This is a genomic window from Halobacillus mangrovi (assembly GCF_002097535.1).
Lineage (GTDB): Bacteria > Bacillota > Bacilli > Bacillales > Halobacillaceae > Halobacillus > Halobacillus mangrovi_A.
On record NZ_CP020772.1, the window covers coordinates 1,319,687 to 1,343,504 of the forward strand.

19 protein-coding genes are annotated in these 23,818 nt (G+C 42.6%); 14 read left to right on the top strand and 5 right to left on the bottom strand.

The window, feature by feature from the left end; translation table 11 throughout:
- Positions 1-34: 34 nt before the first annotated feature.
- Positions 35-3,073, bottom strand: coding sequence for an efflux RND transporter permease subunit (locus HM131_RS06365; protein WP_085028961.1), 3,039 nt, complete (start codon positions 3,071-3,073; stop codon positions 35-37).
- Between the two features lie 502 nt (positions 3,074-3,575).
- Between HM131_RS06365 and HM131_RS06370 the strand changes: the two genes are divergently transcribed.
- The 7 genes from HM131_RS06370 to HM131_RS06400 all read left to right on the top strand — a co-directional run bounded on the left by HM131_RS06370 (position 3,576) and on the right by HM131_RS06400 (position 10,081).
- Positions 3,576-4,727, top strand: a complete 1,152-nt coding sequence (locus HM131_RS06370; RefSeq protein WP_085028962.1) for an acyl-CoA dehydrogenase family protein — start codon at positions 3,576-3,578, stop codon at positions 4,725-4,727.
- Positions 4,728-4,742: 15 nt separating this feature from the next.
- Positions 4,743-5,927, top strand: coding sequence for a thiolase family protein (locus HM131_RS06375; protein ID WP_085028963.1), 1,185 nt, complete (start codon positions 4,743-4,745; stop codon positions 5,925-5,927).
- Positions 5,928-5,940: 13 nt separating this feature from the next.
- A complete protein-coding gene (locus tag HM131_RS06380; protein WP_085028964.1) occupies positions 5,941-6,348 on the top strand; it encodes a PaaI family thioesterase in 408 nt (135 codons plus the stop codon).
- Positions 6,349-6,659: 311 nt separating this feature from the next.
- Positions 6,660-8,396: a carbon starvation CstA family protein gene (locus HM131_RS06385; protein WP_085028965.1), complete on the top strand. Its 1,737-nt coding sequence runs from the start codon at positions 6,660-6,662 to the stop codon at positions 8,394-8,396.
- Between the two features lie 57 nt (positions 8,397-8,453).
- Positions 8,454-8,837 (top strand): hypothetical protein, encoded by a 384-nt coding sequence (locus HM131_RS06390; protein WP_085028966.1) that lies wholly within the window; start codon positions 8,454-8,456, stop codon positions 8,835-8,837.
- Positions 8,838-8,848: 11 nt separating this feature from the next.
- Positions 8,849-9,112: a cory-CC-star protein gene (locus HM131_RS06395; protein ID WP_085028967.1), complete on the top strand. Its 264-nt coding sequence runs from the start codon at positions 8,849-8,851 to the stop codon at positions 9,110-9,112.
- A 24-nt stretch (positions 9,113-9,136) separates the two neighbouring features.
- The gene (locus HM131_RS06400) at positions 9,137-10,081 is read left to right on the top strand and encodes an ArsA family ATPase (RefSeq protein WP_085028968.1); all 945 of its coding nucleotides are present in this window, start codon (positions 9,137-9,139) and stop codon (positions 10,079-10,081) included.
- A 53-nt stretch (positions 10,082-10,134) separates the two neighbouring features.
- On the opposite strand, the gene bglX is transcribed toward HM131_RS06400, so the two are convergent.
- Positions 10,135-12,297, bottom strand: a complete 2,163-nt coding sequence (gene bglX / locus HM131_RS06405) for a beta-glucosidase BglX (RefSeq protein ID WP_085028969.1) — start codon at positions 12,295-12,297, stop codon at positions 10,135-10,137.
- A gap of 219 nt (positions 12,298-12,516) precedes the next feature.
- Between bglX and HM131_RS06410 the strand changes: the two genes are divergently transcribed.
- The 6 genes from HM131_RS06410 to HM131_RS21230 all read left to right on the top strand — a co-directional run bounded on the left by HM131_RS06410 (position 12,517) and on the right by HM131_RS21230 (position 17,664).
- Positions 12,517-13,749, top strand: coding sequence for a sugar ABC transporter substrate-binding protein (locus HM131_RS06410; RefSeq protein ID WP_157130770.1), 1,233 nt, complete (start codon positions 12,517-12,519; stop codon positions 13,747-13,749).
- 77 nt (positions 13,750-13,826) lie between these two features.
- Entirely contained in the window at positions 13,827-14,711 is an 885-nt protein-coding gene (locus tag HM131_RS06415; RefSeq protein WP_085028970.1) for a carbohydrate ABC transporter permease, read from the top strand.
- A 19-nt stretch (positions 14,712-14,730) separates the two neighbouring features.
- Complete coding sequence (locus tag HM131_RS06420; RefSeq protein ID WP_085028971.1) at positions 14,731-15,561, top strand: carbohydrate ABC transporter permease; 831 nt, start codon at positions 14,731-14,733, stop codon at positions 15,559-15,561.
- Positions 15,562-15,624: 63 nt separating this feature from the next.
- The gene (locus HM131_RS06425) at positions 15,625-16,614 is read left to right on the top strand and encodes a LacI family DNA-binding transcriptional regulator (protein ID WP_085028972.1); all 990 of its coding nucleotides are present in this window, start codon (positions 15,625-15,627) and stop codon (positions 16,612-16,614) included.
- A 132-nt stretch (positions 16,615-16,746) separates the two neighbouring features.
- A complete protein-coding gene (locus HM131_RS21225) occupies positions 16,747-17,226 on the top strand; it encodes a DMT family transporter (RefSeq protein WP_332308733.1) in 480 nt (159 codons plus the stop codon).
- A gap of 6 nt (positions 17,227-17,232) precedes the next feature.
- A complete protein-coding gene (locus HM131_RS21230) occupies positions 17,233-17,664 on the top strand; it encodes an EamA family transporter (RefSeq protein ID WP_332308734.1) in 432 nt (143 codons plus the stop codon).
- 64 nt (positions 17,665-17,728) lie between these two features.
- Here the strand turns inward: HM131_RS21230 and HM131_RS06435 are convergent, their stop codons facing one another.
- The 3 genes from HM131_RS06435 to HM131_RS06445 form a co-directional block, all read right to left on the bottom strand.
- A complete protein-coding gene (locus HM131_RS06435) occupies positions 17,729-19,087 on the bottom strand; it encodes a glucoamylase family protein (RefSeq protein ID WP_408607116.1) in 1,359 nt (452 codons plus the stop codon).
- A gap of 240 nt (positions 19,088-19,327) precedes the next feature.
- Positions 19,328-20,263 carry a nuclease-related domain-containing protein gene (locus HM131_RS06440; RefSeq protein WP_085028974.1) on the bottom strand — a complete coding sequence of 312 codons (936 nt, stop codon included), beginning with the start codon at positions 20,261-20,263 and terminating at the stop codon, positions 19,328-19,330.
- A gap of 186 nt (positions 20,264-20,449) precedes the next feature.
- Positions 20,450-22,183 (bottom strand): glycoside hydrolase family 13 protein, encoded by a 1,734-nt coding sequence (locus HM131_RS06445; protein ID WP_085028975.1) that lies wholly within the window; start codon positions 22,181-22,183, stop codon positions 20,450-20,452.
- 282 nt (positions 22,184-22,465) lie between these two features.
- Here HM131_RS06445 and HM131_RS06450 point away from each other — a divergent pair, with 282 nt between their 5' ends.
- Complete coding sequence (locus tag HM131_RS06450; RefSeq protein WP_085028976.1) at positions 22,466-23,764, top strand: extracellular solute-binding protein; 1,299 nt, start codon at positions 22,466-22,468, stop codon at positions 23,762-23,764.
- Positions 23,765-23,818: the final 54 nt, after the last annotated feature.

Genomic DNA, 23,818 nt, shown 5'->3' on the forward strand with positions numbered 1-23,818 from the left:
ACAAAAAAACCACCCGAAGGCGGTTTTTCTGTACTTATGATGGGATGGCTGTATTTTCCTCAGCGGTTTGTTGCAGGCGCTGGCGTTTTGATTTTCTGAAATGAAGCAGTTCGTAAAAGACTGGCACAACCACAAGCGTCAGTACAGTTGCACCCGCAAGCCCTCCAATGACGACAACAGCTAAGGATTTAGATACTAAGCTGCCATCTTCTGTTGGGCCAAATAAAAGCGGAATCATGGCGCAAATCGTCGCAATAGCCGTCATAACTACTGGGCGGAGGCGGGTGCCGCAGGCCTCGATGATCGCTTCGCGAATAATCATTGTTTCTTCATTTTGTTTCACGCGGTCAATAAGCACGATGGCATTGGTAACGACAATACCAATCAGCATGAGAGCGCCAATCAGAGCGGTCGGGTCTGCTGGAACACGTGAGATCATAAGACCTAGCACAGCTCCGATGGAAGCAAGCGGTAAAGTGATCAAAATGGCTAAAGGAGCTTTAAAGGTTTTAAATGTCAGCACCATAATGAGATAGACGATTAAGATTGAAGCTAACATGGTGAGCCCGAGATCCTGAAAGTCGCTCGCTTGCTGTTCAGCAGCTCCACCTTTTTCAATGGAGATACCAGCTGGTAAGTCAATCCCGGTTATTTTTTCATCTATTTCTTTTGCGATGACAGAAAGCTCTGATGGCTTTACTTCAGCGGTAACACGAACATATAAGTTTCCATCTTTGTGAAGGATGGTACTCGGCTTTTCCTGTTGAGAAATCGTTGCTACGTCAGAGAGCGGAACAATGCCTTCATTTGTAGCCAGGGAAAGCCCTTTGAGGTCTGATAATGAATCGGGATCTATGCCTGCATTCAGGTAAACAGGCGTTGTCGTTTCTTCTTCTAAATGTACCGTTCCTATAGGATGGGGATTGATTAAAGAACGTATTTGCATAGCCGTCTGCTGGGCATTTGCTTTTTCTGTCTCCACTTGAACCGTATAAATTGGAGAGGTCTTCTCCTGGTTACTTGAAACTTTTTTTACACCTTTAACTTCTTCGATCTTCTCCATCATTGATTTGGAGGAGGCAAGAATTTCATCGGTATTGTTTCCTACTACATCATAGGTGATCGTAGAGTTTGAGGAGCCTCCAAATATAGAGGATGGCGACGCAGTAATCGTCACGTTCTTTTCTGATTTTTTCGCTTCATTTACTTGATCAATGAAGGCTTCTGCATTTGCATTCTCTTCCATGATCACGGTGTAAGTAACCGTGTCTGGATCAGTGACTTGACCGTATTGGGCTGCTTCCTCATTCGATCCGTATTGGGTAAGCAGATAATCGTAGCCTTCGAAGTCAGTCAATTTGTTTTCAAAATCCACCATCCGTTGGGTAATCTCATTCTTCGGTGTATCACTTGGAAACGTCATTGTAACGGAAACAAGGGAAGCGTCGTTTGCACTTGTCGCTGCTTTTGGTAAGGCCAGGTATAGACCTACAGAGCCAAGCAGCACCACTATAGCTAATAGAATCGGGACGAATTTATAGTTCAAAGACCATTTCAGCACGCTCAAGTAACGATTCGGTGTGTGAAGGGGCGGAAGCGTCGTATTTTTCAACATGCTTCTGCTTAAAAGCGGAACGACTGTTAAAGCTACGATCAAAGAAGCTAGAAGCGAATACGTTACCGTTAAACCAAATGGAAGCAGGAATGCCCTTAACGAACCATTGACGAGCCCCATTGGTAAAAACACCGCGACGGTTATCAGGGTAGAGGATGTGATTGCGCGTGAGACTTCTTTGGTTGCTTCTATAACATTTTCTTTCGTTAACTTCTGTGCTTGACTGCGTCTGAAGATGTTTTCTACAACAACGATACTATCATCTACCAATCTTCCGACGGCTACGGCTACTCCTCCCAACGTGAGGAGGTTCAACGTTACGCCGGAAAGCGATAGTAATAAAAGTGTGAGACCTAGAGATAATGGAATCGAAATGACTGTAACTAAGGTAGGCTTGAATTTTCTCAGGAACAACAAGATGACAAGAGTGGCGAATAAAGCTCCCAGTCCAACTTCCCGCACCATGCTGTTTACGGAATGTTCGACCATTCCGCCAGTTGTAAAGAGGACCGTTGCTTCTGCCCCTTCATAGTCGCGATTGATTCTTTCGACAACGCTTCTTACCTGCTCCCCAGCGGTCACGGCACTTGCGTTATTTTCTTTAAAAAGAATAACAGCCAGTGCTTCTTTTCCGTTGACTCGGGTGATGGTGTCGTCCGCTTTTATTTTCTCTACAGTGGCAATATCTTTAATCTGGACTGGAGGGACATCATTACTCGGCATAGGTAGAGGCAAATTTTTAATTGCGTCTAAAGAAGTCAAGTTGTCAGTCACGTTAATCGTACTTTTTTGACCGTCTATTGTCGTCGTTCCAGCTGATGCCGAGACGTCCTGACCTTGCAGCACCCCCATGACAGCATTGACTGGAATACCTAATTGTTCAAGTTTGTCATGATCCAGGTTGATTTGGACACGGGAACTATTTTCACCCATGACACTCGCTTGCGATAACCCTTCCTGATTTTCGAAGAGAGGCTGGAACTCATTCTTGACTTGTTCGATATTGTTTTTCGTCAGTCCATCAGCAAAGGTGACGGAGACCTGACCTACTGGAATCATAGATGTGTTAAGTTGGGAGATTTGAGGTTCCCCTACCCCTTCCGGAAGGCGTATGCCGCTAATCGCTTCCTCTACAGCATTTTTCGCTTCTTTCATGTCGGTCTTAGAATCAAAGTTAATGGTCACTTGAGAATATCCTTCTCCAGTCGACGACAATACAGAAGTTTTTCCGGATACGGATGAAACGGCTTGTTCTACTGGCTCTGTAATAGTCGAAGTCATCGAACCTGCATCAAAGCCCTGACCAAGGGTGACCACAGTCACTTGTGGGTTATCCGCTTCAGGCAGAAATTCCATCGGCAGTCGGAAATAGCTGATGGTTCCTATTAATAAAGTAATGATTACGAACAGCGACATAGCTGCCTTATTACGAAAAGCCCAGTTCGTTAACAATTGCATTTGTTTCCCTCCAGTTCATTAGATGGTTGATTTAGCTGAGAAGATCTTCGCAGCTTTGGCTCATCTAAAAGTTACTTGATTTTTTCTTTTCTTACAGCGCCCTGTAGGCTGATTTTGTACTACGTCCAGAGTCGTAGATACGTCGGAAATGAAGTGGCCTCCTTTTTTGGTCAGTGAACCCAAATTTAATTTTACTCAACAATGGGCTAACACATTCTATGAATTTATAAATTTATTGATAGATAGAAGGTGCTGGTTCATTTGTATGTAACACCCTCCCTGACCTCCTTCTTAAAGGTGATTTTATACCTACCACAAGAAAAGATGATATACCTGAGAGGTAGGAATTAAAACAAAAATTAATTTACACAGTTTACCATCAAAAAAGATAAATTTTCTGCGTGGTGTCCAGATGAGATAGGTGGAGGTGTAATGGGAAGGAAGCAGGCTCAATTGGAAGTTCAGAAAGTAAGTAATGATTCTACTATAAGGAGTGTTTGTAGTGAACTTTACATTTGACGAAGATATCTTGAATTTAAAGAAAAATGTCCGTGACTTCATCCAAACGGAAGTGGAAGCTGTTGCAATGGAAATTGAACGAGAAAACACCATACCACCTCAAATTATTGAGATGTCCAAGGAGATGGGGTTATTCGGTTTAAGCATCCCAGAAGAATACGGAGGGTTAGGGATTGGAATGGTCGGCAAATGTGCGCTATACGAAGAAATTGGAGCCACTCATAATGGTTACACCACCCTAATTGGCGGCCATACGGGGATTGGGACCGTAGGAATCGTTGAACTTGGGAATGAAGAGCAAAAGCGAAAATATTTACCTGCCTTGGCTCGCGGAGATTCCATTGGAGCTTTTGCGCTGACGGAACCGAGTGCGGGTTCAAACGCAACGAACTTAAAAACTACGGCTATCAAGAGCGGAGACCACTATATTTTAAATGGAACAAAGCATTATATTACCAATGCTACAGAGGCAGATGTTTTTACAGTTATGGCCGTCACAGATGCCAGTAAAGGAGCAAAGGGAATTACCTCTTTTATCGTAGAAAAGGATTTTCCTGGCTTTAAGGTGGGTGCAGTCGAGCCGAAGATGGGGCTGCATGGATCACATTCCGCAGAGATCCTATTGGAAGATTGTGAGGTTCCGGTTGAAAATGTCCTTGGTGAAGAAGGGCAAGGCTATGTGAATGCCTTAAAAATTCTTGCCAATGGCCGCGCTGGATTAGCAGCCAGAAACCTCGGGTCATGCCAGAAACTCTTGGACTTATCCATGCAATATACTCAGGAGCGTGAGCAATTTGGAGTACCGATCATCGAACATCAAGCCGTTGCGCATATGGTGTCTGAGATGGCCGTAGAAACCGAAGCGCTCCGCTCGTTTACCTATCGGGTCGCCTGGATGGTCGATCAAGGCAAAAAAGTGATCAAAGAAGCTGCCATGTTAAAGCTATATGGTTCTGAAGTATACAACCGTGTCGCAGATAAAGCTGTACAGGTTCATGGAGGTATTGGGTACATAGCGGATTACCCGATCGAACGATTTTTCAGAGATGCAAGGATTACGAGAATCTATGAAGGAACCTCAGAAATCCAGAAAAATATTATCGCCAGTCAATTGAAAAAGGAATACAGCCTTTAAAGAGGAGGGGATTGTGTGAGTGAACGTTACGTCATCGCAAGTGCTGTAAGAACTCCAATCGGACGGTATGGAGGCTCATTGAAAAATCTATCTTCTGGTCATTTAGCGGCGATAGTCATGAAGGAGGCTGTTAAGAGAGCTGGGTTGTCACCTGAGCAGGTGGATGAAGCGATTATAGGAGAAGTTCGTCAGACGACGGAGTCCTCCAACGTGGCCCGTGTCGCCGCTTTGCGTGCTGATATTCCTGAATCGTCGCCTGCTTATACGATCAATCGCTTGTGTGCTTCGGGCATGGAGGCTGTGGCGTCTGGGGTCCAGCAAATCGCTTTTGACCAGGCAGAAATCGTTGTAGCGGGTGGTACCGAAAGCATGAGCCGATCTCCAATTTACTTAAGAAACTCACGGTTCGGAGGGGACAAACCAGTATTAATAGATTCCAATACAGAAGCAGGCCAGCAGCCACAGGAAATCTACGGGCCAAGTCTGGGTATGGGTGTCACAGCTGAAAATGTTGCCGAGCGCTATTCGATTTCAAGGGAAGATCAAGATCGCTTTGCTATTGAAAGTCAACGACGAGCTGCTCATGCCCTGGAGATGGGAATTTTCAAAGATGAAATCACTCCTGTTCAAGTACAGGAAAAGAAGCGTAAAGTGACGGTGGATACAGATGAACATCCACGCCCGCAGACTACCCTGGACAAATTGGCGAGCTTGCGGCCTGTATTTAGAGAAAATGGAACGGTTACAGCCGGAAACGCTTGTGGAAGAAATGACGGGGCAACAGCTCTTGTAGTGATGAAAGAATCGAAAGCGAACGATTTAGGGATCACACCGCTCGTTCGTATTGTCGATTGGGCAGCAGCTGGAGTTTCACCTGAAATCATGGGAATTGGTCCTGTACCAGCTGTACAAAAACTTTTACAAAGGACAGGGAAGTCGGTTGGTAACATTGGACTTTTCGAATTGAACGAAGCTTTTGCCTCCCAATCGTTAGCGGTTATCAGACAACTCGGTCTTGATCATGAAAAAGTAAATGTGAACGGTGGAGCTATCGCTCTTGGGCACCCAGTAGGCGCAAGTGGTGCGAGGATTATGACCACTTTAATACACGAAATGAAAAGACGAGAGGAACAACATGGGATAGCTACACTGTGTGCTGGAGGAGGCCAGGGAATGGCCATGATGCTTGAGCTAATCTGAGGAGGTAAGGTGGATGACCACAACGATTGATGAAGTCAAGGAAAGCTTTGAAACAAGTCCGTTTTTCTCATTGGTCGGGTTTGAAATCACTCGATTTGAAGCTGGTCATGTGACTCTGGAATTGGAGGTTAAAGAAAAACTTCTGAATGCGAACGGCACCTTGCACGGAGGTGTCCATGCTTCCATGATCGACATCATTTTAGGCATGGCCATTCGTTCGGAAACAAAAACGAGATGTACAACGATTAATTTGAACACTCATTACCTTGCCCCCGTAAGCAGCGGAGTCATTACAGCAAAAGGAAGAATTCTGCAACAGGGGTACAAGATTGTAACGGCTGAAGGAGAACTGTTTGATGAAGCTGGACAGATGATTGCCAAAGGTACGGGCTCTTATAAATTAATTCGCTCAAAGAAATAGCCGAGAAGCTTTGTAGTATTGATCTGCAAAGCTTCTTTGCTGAGGTTAGGGAACAATGGATCGACGTTAGGAAACAATACAAGGGGGATAGGGAACAACAATACACCATCGTTAGGGAACAATTTCCGAACGAAGCGTTCAGGAACAATTCACACGCTTCCATTACGCTTCAGTTACAAAATTCGCTATAAGGTTTTATTTTTCTGATAAATCTGTAAACTTTATTGAAGACAAGGGAAAATCTGATGTATAATACCAAGTAGTATGTAAACGCATACATAGATGAATAACTTCTAAGAGGAGGGTTTTTTATGAGTGGAATATGGCTTGCGGTCGTTGGAGGCCTCGTATTCTTTCTTGGTTATCGGTATTATTCAAAATTCATTGCTGAAAAGATCTATCGGTTAGATCCAAATTATGTGACACCTGCACACCAGTACAAAGATGGTGTCGACTTTGTGCCGACGAACAAATTTGTGCTTTGGGGTCACCACTTTACATCCGTAGCTGGGGCAGCACCCATTGTCGGTCCTGCCATTGCGGTTTATTGGGGCTGGCTGCCTGCGGTTCTATGGGTATTGCTTGGAACAGTATTTGCAGCGGGGGTTCATGATTTTGGCACGCTTGTCTTGTCCGTCCGTAACAAAGGTCAATCCGTCGGTACATTAGCCAGTAAGCTGATTGGTCAAAAAGCGAAAGTTTTGTTTTTATTCATCATTTTATTGCTTGTATTAATGGTAAATGCCGTCTTTGCTTGGGTCATCGCGAACTTGTTTATTTCTTTTCCCGCTAGTGTCGTATCGGTATTTATCCAAATTCCGCTAGCCGTTTGGATCGGTTATAGTGTGTATAAGAAAAAAGGAAATATGTTACTGCCTTCGATTGTAGCACTTGCAGTCATGTATTTAGCAGCTATTGTGGCAAGCTACGTGCCTGCATTACAAATTGATCTCGTTAACTATTTTGGTGGGGAAGGTGCGACGACTCTATTTGGTATGAGCGCGACTTCGATGTCGTTCTTAGTCTGGATCATTGTTTTGATGGTCTATGTGTATATTGCATCGACGCTGCCTGTCTGGAAGTTGCTGCAGCCGCGTGATTACATCAACTCTCACCAATTGATTGTCGGTCTTGGACTTCTCTATTTAGGATTGCTTTTCACAAACCCTGAGATTACAGCACCAGTGACGAATGCGTCTGCTGATACATCCTGGTTCCCGCTTCTCTTTATTACCATTGCATGCGGAGCGATCTCTGGATTCCACGGATTAGTGTCCTCAGGGACGTCATCTAAACAGTTGAATAATGAAAAAGACGCTCGCTTTGTAGGATATTTAGGATCTGTCGGAGAAGGTGCGCTTGCTCTAGTAGCCATCATTGCTGTCGTCACATTCTTCCCTACACAGGGAGAATTTACAGCGACGTATAGCGGTTTTGCTGCAGCTAGTGGAGCAGGTCTGGGTGTGTTCATTCAAGGTGCAGGACAGCTTGCGTCAGGCCTTGGAATTCCGGCTATGGTTGCTTCTACAATTGTTTCTGTCATCGTCGTGAGCTTTGCGGCAACAACGTTGGACTCTTCTGTCCGGCTTATGCGCTATATCATTGCTGAACTTGGAACCGAATATAAGATCAAGCCACTTACGAAAACACATGTGGCGACAACTACTGCTGTTGTATCCAGTGCGATGCTAACCCTTATCCCGCAGGGGCCAAAAGGGTTTGGTTCAGGTGGTTATCTGCTATGGCCGTTGTTTGGAACATCCAACCAGCTTTTAGCAGGAATCAGCCTACTGTTAGTCTCCATCTGGCTACGCAATCAAGGACGTAATTACCTGCCTACTTTGCTTCCGATGTTGTTCATTATGTTTATGACACTATGGGCGATGATTGATCAAGTCGTCACAGAATGGGCCCCTTGGGCAGAAGGAAGCGACTGGATGTTATTCAGCTTTGGTGCCATCATTCTGGTGTTTACATTCTGGATTCTTTTAACAGCTATATCTGCGTTAAGCAAGGGAAATCGTGACTCTGCTCAAAGGAGTGCGTAACAAGTGCCGCACGTGCTCACGTGCGGCTTTCCTTTTCATCAAGAGGAGGGACTAAAGATGGTTGAAGTGATGATTCTTCGGGCGGAAAAGGAAATTGGAATGGGCTGTTGTGGTGGAGTCTGCAGTGATAAAGATGCACTTGTGCATATGGAAGATGAGTTCAAACATCACGATGAGGACAGGCAGAATCTCGGTGAGCTCTACCGAAAAACGATGACTGATTATGGAGATCAAGTAGAAATTACTTTTCTCGATCCCAGGAATGTATTAGCGATTACGGTTTACTTTTTGAAACAAGTGAAGGAAAGACAAATCTCTCCGTTTACTGCATGTCGTCATTTCTTCTTCCATATGAAATACAATGCGATTTTTGTTAATGGAAGAATGGTGGACGGCTTGAACGATTATCATACACAACTTAGAAAAGTGTTAAATACGTAAGGAGGGGTAGTATGACAAGAAAATATTCTATAAAAAGATTAGTAGAGCTTTACGATGAAATCCTCAGTCTACCTCACAAGCAAGAAATTGCGAGAGAATTGAGAGATGAGGATGATCTGTTCATGCTGCTTGTTTATTCCGATATGCTCGGTATTCCAAATCCGGCTTTTTATTATACGTTAGAATTATATCCATATATCATTGAGAAATTTCACGATTGGCACTTGCGGATGGGCATGGAGAAGTCGCCACTTGATGGGATAAGGTGCTGCTGAAATGACGGAAAAGGTGGACTCATAATGAAACAAATTTATGATAAGAAAATTTTATTCGTAGGAGGAAAAGGGGGAGTAGGTAAATCTACATCTTCTGCGGCTCTTGCTGTTGCATTCGCTCGAGAGGGATTAAAGACACTCGTCGTCTCTACGGACCCTGCTCATAACCTTGGCGATATTTTTCATAAAAAAGTGGATCACAAAAAAAACAAGCTCGAGGAGAATCTATGGGGAATGGAAATCGATCCTACCCTTGAATCCAAACGCTATATTGAAGGCGTGAAGGATAACCTGGAAGGACTTGTGAAATCGAAAATGGTCGAGGAAGTGCACCGTCAAATCGATATGGCAAGCGCTTCGCCCGGTGCCGATGAAGCGGCTCTATTTGACCGATTGATCTCCATTATCCTCGAAGAATCTGATCATTTTGATAAAATCGTATTTGATACAGCTCCGACAGGGCATACCATCCGTTTACTTACGTTACCAGAACTCATGGGCGTATGGATTGATGGAATGCTCGAGCGGAGGAAGAAAGTGAACCAGAATTACACAGAGCTTTTAAATGATGGTGATCCAGTCGATGATCCGATTTATTCGATCCTGCAAAATAGAAAAGAGAAGTTCGCTACTGTAAGAAAAATTATTTTAGACGAGGAACAGACGGGTTTTGCATTCGTCTTAATTCCTGAGCGTCTCCCTATTTTAGAAACAGAAAAAGCGATTGAACAGCTCGGGCAACACGATCTGCCCGTGAGAACACTAATTGTGAATAAGGTGCTGCCAGAGCACGCCGACGGTGCTTTTTTAGAGAAACGAAGAAAGCAGGAAAAAGCTTATTTGGATGAGATTGAAAAGCGTTTTCCTAAACAGCAGCTGATCCGGGTGCCATTGTTTGAGGAAGATGTATCGAATATGGAAAAGCTCGGTGTGTTTGCGGAGCATGTGCGAAGAAAAATTAGCGTATAGTAAAAGCCTCATGATTAAGTTCATGAGGCTTTTTGCATCCTATGGTTTTTCATTTATTTTACTAATCGGAACGTTTTCGATTTCACGTCGCGGCTGTTTGTTCCAACAAAAACTTCGAACTCTCCTGCATCACTTTTATGTTCCATGTTCGCATGATAGTAACGCAGTTGACTTTCGTTAAGCTGAAAGACGACTTCTTCTGTTTCACCTGGTTCTAATGAGATCTTTTTAAAGTCTTTCAGTTCTCTTAGTGGTCGTACAACGTCTCCGACAAGGTCACGAATATACAATTGGACAATTTCATCTCCAGCTTGATCACCGGTGTTGGATACGGTCGTTGTCACAGTCAATCGTTCATCATACTTCATTTCATCCGAAGACAAGGTAAGTGCTCCGTACTCAAATTGACTGTAGCTCAGTCCATAACCAAACGGGTAAAGGGGCTCATTCGGGATATCTAAATACTGAGAGACGTAACGTACTTGTGCATCGGGGGCATCCTTAGGGCGGCCGGTGCTATAGCGATTATAATAGATCGGAACCTGGCCAACCGAGTACGGCATCGACATCGTCAGCTTAGCTGAAGGATTTACTTTACCAAAGATAATGTCTGCCAGTGCATGGCCGCCTTCGGTCCCTGGATACCAGGCTTCAATTACAGCGTCAGCATTATCGATCACTTCTCTTACGTCCAAAGGTCGTCCGCTAAACAAAACAGCAACCACTGGTTTTCCTAGTTCCTTCATTTTTCTCAAAAAGTCGAGCTGCACTTCCGGAATACGAATGTCTGCCCGGCTGCCAGCTTCACCGCTCATGTCTGAACGTTCTCCTAAGGCAACAACAATTACTTCAGCTTTTTCCGCTTGTTCTAACGCAGATTGCAGTTGGTCTTCTGTACCTTCTTCAATACCACACCCTTCGGAAATAAATAGTTTCTCTTTTTCGATATGATTTAAGAAACCGGTATCGACAGTGATTGTATCTTCAGCGGATCCGCCCCAGGACCATGGCCCAAGAATGTCTGTACTTGTGGAAAAAGGGCCGACGAGGGCAGTTTTTTGATCGGAAGCCAGGGGCAATACTTCATCATTTTTTAATAGAACCATTGATTTGCTAGCGAGTTCTCGAGCTGTCTTGCGGTTCTCTTCAGATAGAATAACGGCTGCTTCTTTTTCCTCGCTGGTCCCTCTATAAGGATTTTCAAACAGGCCGAGCTTTTTCTTAAGTCTTAAAATACGCAGTACCGCTTCATCAACAATCGATTCCTCTAACGTTTCTTCATTGATCAATTCCTGCACATGGTTTGTATAGCAAGAGGTCATCATTTCAATATCTACACTTGACTTCATCGCTTTTTCGGCCGCTTGCTTCGCATCTTCCGCTACCCCGTGAGGAATCAGTTCTTTCACAGCTCCCCAGTCTGAGATCAACGGACCTTCAAATCCCCATTCACCTCTCAAAATACCTCTCATTAGCTCTTCATTGCCTGTCGAAGGCACACCGTTCAAAATATTGAAAGCGGTCATGACCATTTCGCAGCCTTCATCGAGAGCGGCCTTGTAAGCTGGGAGATAGTTTTCACGAAGCTGCCAATCGGACATATCAACCGTATTATAATCGCGGCCAGCTTCCGGGGCTCCATAAGCAGCGAAGTGTTTCACACATGCCGCTACTTTTGTATGATCGTTTTCAAGATCTCCTTGAAATCCGCGTACAAAGGAGCGAGCAAATTCACTATTCAAATGGGGATCCTCCCCTGTTCCTTCCATTACCCGTCCCCAACGTGGTTCTCGTGATAAGTCGACCATCGGTGCAAACGTGACATGAACACCGGAGGCAGCTGCTTCTTCCGCTGCAATAGCCGCACTCTTTTCTGCAAGCTCCAAATCCCAGGAGGAACCGATGGCAAGCGGGACAGGGAAGATCGTTTTAAACCCGTGTACGATATCCGACATAAATAATAAAGGAATACCGAGACGGTTTTCTTCCATATGTACCCTCTGAATATTGGTCGTTTCTTTTGCCCCTGAAGCACCGAGGACTGAACCTGTTTGTTTGATATCTTCTTCACTAATGTTCATTTGTACCATCGGGCCTGTTATTTCTCCTCGATCAGTCGCCCCTTTAAAGAATGGGGTTGCCAGCTGAACGAGTTGCCCGACTTTCTCTTCTATTGTCATTTGCTCTAGTAAATGAGTTAGGTTTACATCTGTCATAAGAATTCCTCCTCAAAGTTAAGTGAAACGTTTCGAATAAAATATAATTGCAGTATAAGTGTGTAGTGTTTATCCGTCAACCTATAAATTCCCTATTTAAAGGGTTTTTGCAATATTTTTTAAAAAATTCAGGAAAGGAGTTGAAAGCGGATACAAATTAAATTATAATGCAGTTATCGAAACGTTTCAATTAATAAATATCAAAGGAGTGCTTTTTCAGTGAAGTTGAAATTATTGACCTTGTTATCTGTACTCGTTTTATCTATGGCACTTGCGGGTTGTTCAAACAGCTCATCATCTGAAGGGGATGAAAACACCGTTACTGTGTGGGCGATGGGGGAAGAAGGTAAAAAACTTCAGGAGTTTAGTAAAAAGTTCGAAGAAAACAATCCAGATTTGACCGTAGATGTACAGGCTATTCCTTGGGATACTGCGCACGATAAATTACTTACAGCTGTAGCCTCAGGAAACGGACCGGATGTCGTGCAATTAGGAACAACATGGGTGCCGGAATTCGCTGAAGCTGGTGCACTGAAAGATTTGTCTGAATACATGGAAGACTATCCTAATTTTGCAAAAGAAAACTACTTTGATGGTTCTGTAACCTCGATGGAAAATGGTGATCAAGTTGTTGGAATTCCTTGGTATGTAGATACGCGAGTGATTTACTACCGTACGGACTTGTTAAAAGAAGCCGGCTATGAAGAACCACCAAAAACGTGGGATGAGCTGAAGGATGCGGCAACAAAGCTAGCCGATCGAGGCGAAGATTCTTACGGTCTTGATATCGACCGGAACGACCAGTCAACACCATTTGTTTTCGCATGGCAGAATGGATACGAAGCTGATTTGGAAAATAAAGATTTAAATGTGGATTCGCCTGAATTTAAAGAAGCGTTAAAGTATTATGCAAGCTATTTTGAAGAGGGATTAAGTCCAACTCAGGAAGGTATAGACATAGTCCAAGCCTTTAAAGAAGGTTCAAAACCTATGTTCTTCAGTGGTCCTTGGATGATCAATATCATCAATGATCAGGCTCCTGATCTTAAAGGGAAATGGGCGACGGCTGTCATGCCTACAAAAGAAACCAATACATCCATGATGGGTGGATCCCTGCTTTCTGTATTTGAAAGCTCTGACAACGTGGAAGGTGCATTGAAATACATCTCCTTCATGACAGATGTAGAGACACAAATGGACTGGTTGGATGAATCCAATACGCTTCCATCCCGTACCAAAGCTTGGGAAAAACCAGTGATGCAAGAAGATCCGAATTATGCCACTTTCGGAAAACAGTTGGAAAACACGAACCCAGGTTTACAGACTGAACACTTTGAACGAATTGCTCAAGAACTCCTTGCTTCGATTGAACGAATTACCGAAGGTGGAGCTGACTTAGATAAAGAACTAAAAGCGTTTAACCAAAAGGCTCAAGAGATCATTGAAGAATAAAACACAGCATTTGATGATGGGATGAGCGATCATTCCATCATCTTTTATCCATGTCATGTTCAGATAGGTGGTTTTCCATGAAACAATTCAAAAACAGACACCCGTATATGTTTATTGGACCGGCTGTCCTTTTGTTATCTTTATTCAGTCTGATTCCAATTGCCATAGCTTTCGTTATCAGTTTTACCAATATGGATTTAAAAGGATTGGCAGACTGGTCATCCATCACTTTTATCGGCTTCGAAAATTACAAAGATTTATTTTCAGACAGTACATTTATCAAATCGATTTATAATACGTTGTTCTATGTTGTGATTGGTGTGCCGCTGGTCATCATTTGCTCGCTGTCCATCGCGTTGTTGTTGAACTATGGAACAAGCTGGATCTTCAACACGTTCAGGGCTGTCTATTATATGCCTTCCATCACCAATATCATCGCCGTGGCGGTCATTTGGGGATATCTTTACAATACCGAATACGGCTTGTTCAATTTTTTGCTCTCCTTTCTTTCTGTTGAAAACGTTCCCTGGTTAGAAGAGCCGACGATTGCAAAAATATCGTTGATTCTTCTAGCGGTATGGAAAGGGATCGGTATAAACATGATTATTTTCTTAGCTGCTCTTCAAGGGATACCGAAATCTTACTATGAGGCAGCTGAGATAGATGGAGCGAGCCGGTTGCAGGTGCTTTTCAATGTAACATTGCCGCTCTTGCGCTATGCAACCTTCTTTGTAACTGTGACAACACTGATCGGATGGATGCAATTCTTCGAAGAACCGTTTGTCATGACGGATGGCGGACCATTGGACGGAACGATTTCAATCGCTCTATTTATCTATAAAGAAGGTTTCCAATTCAGCCAATTCGGCTATGCGGCTGCGGGATCCTTTATATTGTTTGCCATGATTATTGTCGTTACAGTCATCCAATTCAAATTCAGAAAATCAGATACGGAATATTAAGAGAGGGGAGTAGAAGCTTATGGCTGCAGCAACGAAGAAGAGCAAACTCGAAAAATCGATTGTCATTTTCATTATGGTTGTAGGTGGAATCCTCGTTTCGATTCCGTTTATCTGGATGATTTCCAGTTCCTTTAAGCCGGAGAGTGAAGTGCTGGCGATCCCGCCAACCATCATTCCGGACAACCCGACGATCGAGAATTATATCCAATTATTTACGAATATGAATTTCGCTGTTTACTTACGGAATACCTTAATTATTGTGTTGTTTTCGTTCTTAGGTCTATTATTTAATGCCATGGCCGGATATGGTTTTGCAAAATACGACTTTAGAGGCCGGGAGAAAATCTTTTACATCGTTTTGGCTACTATGATGATCCCGGGGCAAGTCACGATGATTCCCGTTTACCTTTTGCTTAATTACATGGGGCTGACAAATACCATGACAGGGATTGTGCTCCCAGGTCTAGCCGTTGCCTTTAGTATTTTCTTATTCCGTCAGTTCATGACGACCATTCCAGATGACTTGATTGAGGCGGCGAGACTCGATGGAGCAGGAGAGTTTTATATCTTCTTCCGACTGGTCGTTCCGATTGCGAAGCCGATCTTTGCCGTCCAGGGCATCTTGACGTTTATTGCCGGTTGGAACAGCTTCCTATGGCCGTTAATCATTGCGAATGATGAAAGTTTATATACGCTTTCTGTCGGCCTGTCCTTGCTGCAAGGGCAATATGCGAATAACTTTGCCTTGCAGATGGCTGGTGCCGCATTCATGGTCGTGCCGATCATCATTATCTTCGCCTTTTTCCAAAAGTACATCGTAGAAGGGTTTACGATGTCCGGGCTTAAATAGAATCGAAATAAAATAAAAACTGTTACAATAATAATAGGAAACCCTTATAGAGGGAGGATTACAATGGCTACGATTAAAGATGTGGCTAAACGAGCGGGGGTCGCTGTATCGACCGCTTCTTATGCCTTGAACGGCAACGAAAAAGTCAGTGCAGCAACAATTGATAAAGTTCTGAAAGCCGCAAGAGAGTTAAATTATCAAAAGAATGGTTTTGCTTCTGATTTGAAGCGGACCAAAACGAATACGATCGCTTTAATTCTTAGTGATATGTCTGGACCCTACTTTTCTGAATTGATTAAAGGTGTACAGGAAGTAACGGCGAACAATCAGTATGACTTGATTGCTTGCAGTTCTGTCGGTGGCGACAGGTCAACAGCAACGAAATTTCTTCGGGAGAAGCGCGTAGATGGGGCGATCATATTAGCGAACAATATCTCTACAAAAGTGATTGAAGAATCTGCAAGAGAAGACTTTCCGATTGTAGTCTTAGACCGTGATGTTGAAAACCCCTATGCCATCCATGTGGAAGTTAATAACCGTCAGGGCGGATATCAGGCAACAGAGCATTTGATCCAAATGGGCCATCGATCCATTAGTTATGTCAGCGGACCGATAGACTCTCATGATAACCAGGAGCGCTTCAAAGGTTTTATGGATGCTTTAAAGGATTATAATGTTCCTTTTCAATCCCGACTGAAGATCGGCGGGGATTTCACGAGAGATGGCGGATATCGGGCAACCAAGATGCTGATTGCTCAGCAAAACTTACCTGATGCGATCTTTTACGCCAATGATGAAATGGCGATTGGTGGCCTTCAAGCATTTAAGGAAAAAGGCATTGGAGTTCCGGAAGATGTATCGATTGTCGGCTTTGATGATATTCAACTTTCTGAATACGCCAATCCGCCGTTGACGACGATCAGACAGCCGAAGTACGAAGCGGGTGCGCTTTCTGTACACATGATTTTTCAGATGCTTGCTGGTGAAAAAGTAGAAAGAAATTATAACTTATCTACTGAATTTATAGAACGATCTTCGGTAAAAGAGAAATAAGCGAACCCGGTAGTTCTTTATTGAATTACCGGGTTAATTTTTGTTTTATTTATGTGTTAAAACAAATGTATGATATTCAACCATCCTTTGATCTGGTAGCATACAAGAAAAGGTAGGTTAAGGGGGATGAAATTGGACACTAAATCATCGCTATTTTTCATTGCTTTAGGTGCCTCTTTATGGGGGATTATCGGTATTTTTGTAAATCAATTATACGAAATTGGATTTACCCCTATCCAGGTTGTAGCTATACGAGTTACAACTGCATCTTTCTTTCTAGTGATTTATGTATTAAGCAAAAACCATCATTTATTCAAAATAAAACTGAGGGATAGCTGGTACTTTGTTGGTACCGGCATCGTAAGTATTGTTTTATTCAACTTCTGCTTATTTAGCGCGATGGAGGAAGCGTCCATATCCATAGCGTTTATATTACTTTACACGGCACCGGCTTTTGTCACGGTTCTTTCCTGGCTATTATTTAAGGAAGCTTTGACTGGGCGTAAGATCAGTGCGTTAGTGATCACACTTGTTGGGTGTTCATTTGTCATTGGAGTGCTGCCAAATGTGAGTGCATCTATTTCTTTTTATGGGTTTATCCTCGGTCTTTGATCAGGGTTGTTTTATGCTCTTTACAGCATCTTTGGAAAAGCAGCGCTTCAGCACTATGACTCGCTCACCGTCACCGTGTACACGTTTCTGTTCGCATCAGTGGCTATCTTGCCGTTCAGCGGTTTAGCTTCCGAAGGGTATTTATTTTCAAGTGTATCCGTTTGGGGGTTCATAATAGGGTTAGGTTTTCTCTCGACCATGCTTCCCTTTATTCTATATACGAAAGGGCTGCAGTACGTAGAGTCCAGTCGTGCGTCTATTATTGCTACGATTGAACCTGTAGTCGCCTCCCTTGTAGGGTTTTTAGTTTTCAATGAAACTTTGACAATATGGCAGTATGCAGGGATGATTTTAGTCCTTTCATCTGTCATTCTCGTACAGGAATCTAAAAAGAAGAATAAGTACGAACCACATTTATTTGAAGAAGTAAGAGCATAAATCATTCATTAGCAAAGGCGCTTCACAAAGGAAGCGCCTTTTTGTAGGACAATACCATACTCTATTATTTAATAGAAAACTCTTCTTTTTTCAAAAGTTCTTCAGGGGTTTTTCCAATCTCAGATTGATGAAAGTAATCTCTGATTACACCGTCATGCAAGTAGTTGATGATAGAAACCATCGTCATCCCTTGATCGAGTGCAAGATATGCATTTGTCACTTCACCTGTTTCTACATTTAAAGAGTCCAAGAATCCATACTTACTATAAGTGTCGAAACGTTTCAATGTTTGCATATTCTCGAATGCTTCCATCGGTGTATATTCAAGCGAAAGAAATGTTGCGTGCGGCGTAACGGTCCCGTCAGCCTTGTATCCATCCATTCCAAGAGGAGTAGCGGCAAATTCAGAGTAGCCGTCTGGAGTTGCCGCTGGTGACATTCCCCAAGCTTCATAGCCTTGCTCTTTTGCGTACTCGATTTGAATTTCAGCATGGCGCTGGTTGTTCAGCCCAAGGGCATCTTTCCCAAGTTCTTTTTCTTTCAAAACAAGTTGAGGCATAAGCGCTTCAAACATGCTGCCTCCCCAGCTTGGTACATACTTTTTACCGTTGTAGCTGTAGTGGCCTTCAAAGACTTCTACTCCATCATAAGTGGTCGTGTATCCTTCAGGTGTTTGCTGCTGCCAATCCCAGCTTGCAGGCATGGTGCGGTCCATCATCCACCAGTGTTCTTTAGGAACATCGCCTTTACCGATGGCAATGTAGCTTGCGACCCGTGGCTCTGTATAGAAAGCGCCGTAATGGTGCGAGGTATAGCTTTCTGCTGCAACATCATAGCCGCCTCTCATTTGCCCAACTTCCGGTGTATAAAGCACAGAGTAGTCCATGTTCTGAACCAGTTTATTGGACTGTTCGAACAACTCTGGATAGGCTTGTCCTACAACTACCAAGCCTGCAGACAGCCATCCATTATCGACGGTAGAAATGAACTCACCCCAGTCTTTATAGAGTGATCCATCAGAGGTGTTGTACCAGTTGTAAAAGAGCCCATTCCACTTTTTCATATCTTCGAGGGAATTCAATGTTGTTTGGATTTTTTCAATCGATTCTTCGCGGGAAATCAGTCCTGATTCTTCAGCAGCAATTGTACTCATCATGTACATTCCGATATTGGTAGGGGAGGTGTGTTTTTGTGCGGTCATTTCTCCGTCTTCACTATAACGTACGGCATCATAAGTAAGGCCGGTTTCTTCAACTGTAAACTCTTCAAAATATCGATACGTTTTCTTTGATACCGCTTTCAATTGTTTCGATAAAGCAACCTCTTTACCTTTTGATATGGCAAAAGAGGATACAGGGAATACAGTGCTTATCGCTAAGATGACAGCTAAGAACAAAGTCGTGTACTTTTTCAATAAATTCACTTCCTTTTAATGATTTAGTGAAACGTTTCAATTATAAGTTTACAGAAGATGAAACCTAAGATAAATAATGTAATAGTAGGAAATATGATACTAGTTAGAAAGTTGGGGGATTCTGGATGACCTGAGGACTTTTCATGGTTTATCGGCTATTTAGGGTGAAATTTCGGCGAACGCTGATATATATCGGCGAATGACGATTTATATCAGCGAAAAAACCTACATATCAGTAATCCACTAGAATTATGGTTCTAAGTAGTACTTCCTGCCTTTATTTTGCCCTTGCTGTTCTAACGATAAAGATTGTAGGATCCTTTTTGTAACTGAAGGAGAATCAAGACGAAGAAATCTCTTTGCTTTTTCATTAGTAATCTCACTACCGAATAATAATTTGTAATCCTTTAAAGCTTCAATATGCGCCTGTTTGTCTGAACATCGGCACTTAGGACAGTACCATGTTCCATGATGTCTCTGTAAAGGTGTGTAGCTGCATGAACTGCAATAAACGCCTGTTTTCACATCCGATGGTTTAACATCGATTGTTCTTAAATAGTTGAAAGAAGATGGCTGGTGAGCCTTTAGTAGAGCAGTTGATAATTCTTGGAGTTTAGCTGTTGAAAGGGGAGTGGGAACTTGGAGAGTATCCAAATTATTAATCTTTTCAGGTAGGTCATACGTGCGAATGACTATGTCTTCCTCTTGAGTGTTTGATCGAATCACACATAAGGGGTGACTATTCGTAACGAGGCAGTAGATAGAGGGGATAGGAAAAGAATGGAGGGAAAGCCATTTCTGAAGTTGGTCTTTATGGCGATTTACCTGATGGATCGGATTATCAAACCCTTGATGATCATCTCTTATTAGTTGTTTATCATCATAATATAAGGTACCTGCCATATATTTTGCTTCTATCAGAAGGATCCATTTTCTAGTTAGGATTAGCGCGTCATTCTGAAAGAAGTGGGTACCATCCCATAATCGTAAATCGAAATAAATTAAGTGGTCTTTGGTACAAAAGGAGAGGGGATAATTGAGAGCCAACTCACCTTTTTGTCCAGCGAGTTCTGAGGATAATTTTTCTTTTATTAGTTTGAAGTTGGGGTGGGTGTTTACTAGTCTTCTTTCTAAAACTTCTAACTGCCTTAAGCTTAATGAAGTTTCTCGCTCTTTAATAATCATAGACTCATCACCTTTCTGTACTTAATAGTTAGGCATTAGAAGTCTTAAATCCTTCGTGAGATATAATTTTGATAAGTATCACAAATATTTACTTGAAAAAGGATTTTTTTAGTCCGGATATCAGCGATCGCTGATATATATCGGCAAGAAATGAAATATATCAGCGAACCGCCAAGTAAAACAAAGTTAAATTTCAATCACGGCATAGCCATAAGCAGGAAGTTTTACAGTATTCTTTTTCACATTTGCCTTCTGACTTAAAAGAAGAGTTTCTCCTAATGGTTCTTCGAGAGATAAATCTTTTTCTTCTTCCGTTGCATTCACAACAAACAATAGTGATTGCTCACTAGAGTCTTTTTGATAAACAAGCACGTCCTTATCGTAGTCCTTGAAAGATAGACGAGCATTGTTTCCGAAAGCAGGCTGAGATTTGCGCAGACTGATCAGGTTCTGAACGTAAGAAAACAGCTCAAGGTCCTGCTTATCCTCATCCCAGACCATACATTTCCTACAACCTGGGTCTTCACCGCCTGTCATACCAACTTCATCCCCATAATAGATACAAGGGGTACCTTTATAGGAAAGCTGGAACAAATACATCAGCTTCACGGCTTCCTTATTTCCATCTGCGTATGTGAGAATTCTTGGTGTATCATGGCTATCTAAAAGGTTGAAGGCCACTTCATTTACATTCTCCGGGTACATATGCTCGACATGGGAAATTTGATTTTTGAAGTGTTCCAAACTGATCTCGCCATTAAAATATTTCAAAACAGCATTCGTGAACGGGTAGTTCATCACTGCGTCAAATTGGTCGCCTTGCAGCCATGGCATGGAGTCGTGCCAGATTTCTCCTAGAATATAGGCTTCAGGTTTCGTCGTTTTCACAACGCGTCGGAAATCTCTCCAGAAGGCATGATGGACTTCGTTTGCAACATCAAGACGCCAGCCATCGATATCAAATTCTTCAATCCAATAGCGGGCTACATCAAGGAGATATTGTTTGACTTCAGGATTTTCCGTATTCAATTTCGGCATCTCAGGAACAAATCCAAAGGCATCATAATTTGGTTTCGGTTGGGTTTTAACTTCTTTTTCCCAAACATGAAACCAATCGTAATAATCTGATTTCACACCGTTTTCCAATACATCTTGGAATGGAGAAAAATAGTAGCCGCTATGGTTAAACACGGCATCAAGCATTACGCGAATACCACGTTCGTGGCATGCTCTCACTAGTTTTTGAAACGTTTCTTTATCTCCGAACTGTGGATCAATTTCCATGTAATCGATGGTGTCATATTTATGGTTGGAGTGCGCTTTAAAAATTGGTGTGAAATAGATGCCGTTTATCCCAAGGTCTTCAAGATGGTCTAAATGATCGATGACCCCTTGGAAATCTCCACCGAAGAAACTATCCTGTCTCGGATCTTCACTCCCCCATGGCAAGGTGCCTTCAGGATCTCTAAATGGATCTCCATTTCCGAACCTTTCAGGGAAAATTTGATACCAGACCGTATCTTTGACCCATTCAGGAGCTTGGAAAACATCAGCTTCATTCATGAAAGGGAAACAAAAGTGATAGGCAATATCATCGACGGGAATCTTTTCATAAAACCCCTTTTCAGTATAATTCCATTTTTCCTCTTGATCTTCTAATAAAAATGAATAACGCAAGCGTTGGTACGGGGGCTTCAGTGAGATGAACCAATAATCAAAAAGCTCATCGCTTCCGCTTTTCTTCATTAGCTGCGTTTCATATTGCCATTCTCCATCTTCCCATACGTAAGGGTCTCCGTGAACAAGCGTCACAGTTTCCAAGTCATTCTTTTTCGTTCGTAAGCGAATATGGAGTGTTTCTCTATCGTAAGCATAGGCGAAATTGTTTTTCGGTCGGTGGTAGATTGCTTCTTTTAACAAAAATATCATTCCTTTCTGAACAATCGCTTGCACAAAAGAATAAAAGTTTATCTTTCTATAATTAAAGTAATGAATAATGGGCTTGAAGTCAATGAAAACAATGGAAGCGGTTTAAACCCTATGATAATAGAATTTAAAATAATATAGGATTTTGTCAGAAAACGCTTGCAAAAATAATGTGGGTTTGTATAATAAGAATCAAGAAGTGTGCAATCGTTTTCACTAACTTTTGCACGTGTTCACGTCTAACGTGAAGTGAAAATTTTAAGGGGGAACTTTTTGATGAAGAAATGGTTAAGTGTTTTATTCGTCGCCTTTCTTGCTGTTGGTTTGTTGGCTGCCTGTGCGCCTGATCGCGAAGAAGAGGCTAGCTCAGGAGGATCAGATAGTGAAGGAAATTCATCTTCTGAAGATGGCATGCCAGAGAAACCTGAAAAACTAGTAATCTGGGAAGATAAAGAAAGAGGAATCGGGCTTGAGCCTGCCATTGCTAGTTTCGAAGAAGAGTATGGAATTGAAGTAGAATATGAAGAATTAGATATGGCAAGTGACATGCGTGAACGTCTACGTTTAGATGGTCCAGCTGGCACGGGTCCAGATGTATTGACTATTCCACATGACCAAATCGGCCAGTTAGCTACTGAAGGACTTCTCGAACCATTACAAGTGGAAAGCTCTGTAACTGATATTTACACAGAAGCTTCTGTACAAGCACAGACATATGATGGCAAATTATATGGTCTACCGAAGTCTACTGAAACTCCGGTTTTCATTTATAACAAAGAACATATGCAAGAAGTTCCAGAAAACTTTGATGAGCTTTTCGAGTTCTCTAAAGAGTTTGCTGGAAAAGAGAAATACGGTTTCCTAGCTCTTTGGGACAACTTCTACTTTGGTAACGCAATCATGTCTGGCTATGGTGGTTATGTATTTGATCGTGCAGAAGGCACATTAAACCCTCAAGACCTGGGATTGAATAATGAAGGTGCTGTTGAAGGAGCTCAATACATTCAAAAATGGTATGAAGAAATTTTCCCAAGTGGAATTGTTGGTGAAAGTGGAGGATCTGCTAAAGACGGTTTATTCCAAGATGGCAATGTAGCCTCTATGATGGATGGTCCTTGGGCTTATCAAGCTCTAGACGATGCAGGAATTGATTTTGGTGTAGCTCCACTACCAAAACTTCCAAATGGTGAATATCCACAAACGTTCATTGGAGTTAAAGGATGGCACGTTTCTGCAATGTCTGAGAATAAAGAATGGTCTACGAAGCTCGTAGAGTGGATTGCCAACGAAGAAAACGCGAAAATCCGTTTTGAAGAAACAGGTGAAATTCCACCAGTCAAATCTCTTATCGAAGATCCAATTATTGCAGATAACGAAAGAGCATCCGCCGTTGCAATTCAATCTGAACGTGGTGTTCCAATGCCTAACATTCCTGAAATGAGTGAAGTTTGGGAGCCAATGGCACAAGCACTGCAATTGGTTGCTACAGGAAAATCTTCTCCTGAAGATGCACTGAACGAAGGGGTAGACACAATTAGTAAACAAATTGAATTGAATCACTCTGGTAACGAATAAACGGGCGAGGCAGTACCCGGGTAAAAACGGGTGCTGCTTCTTTTTTAAAGAAGA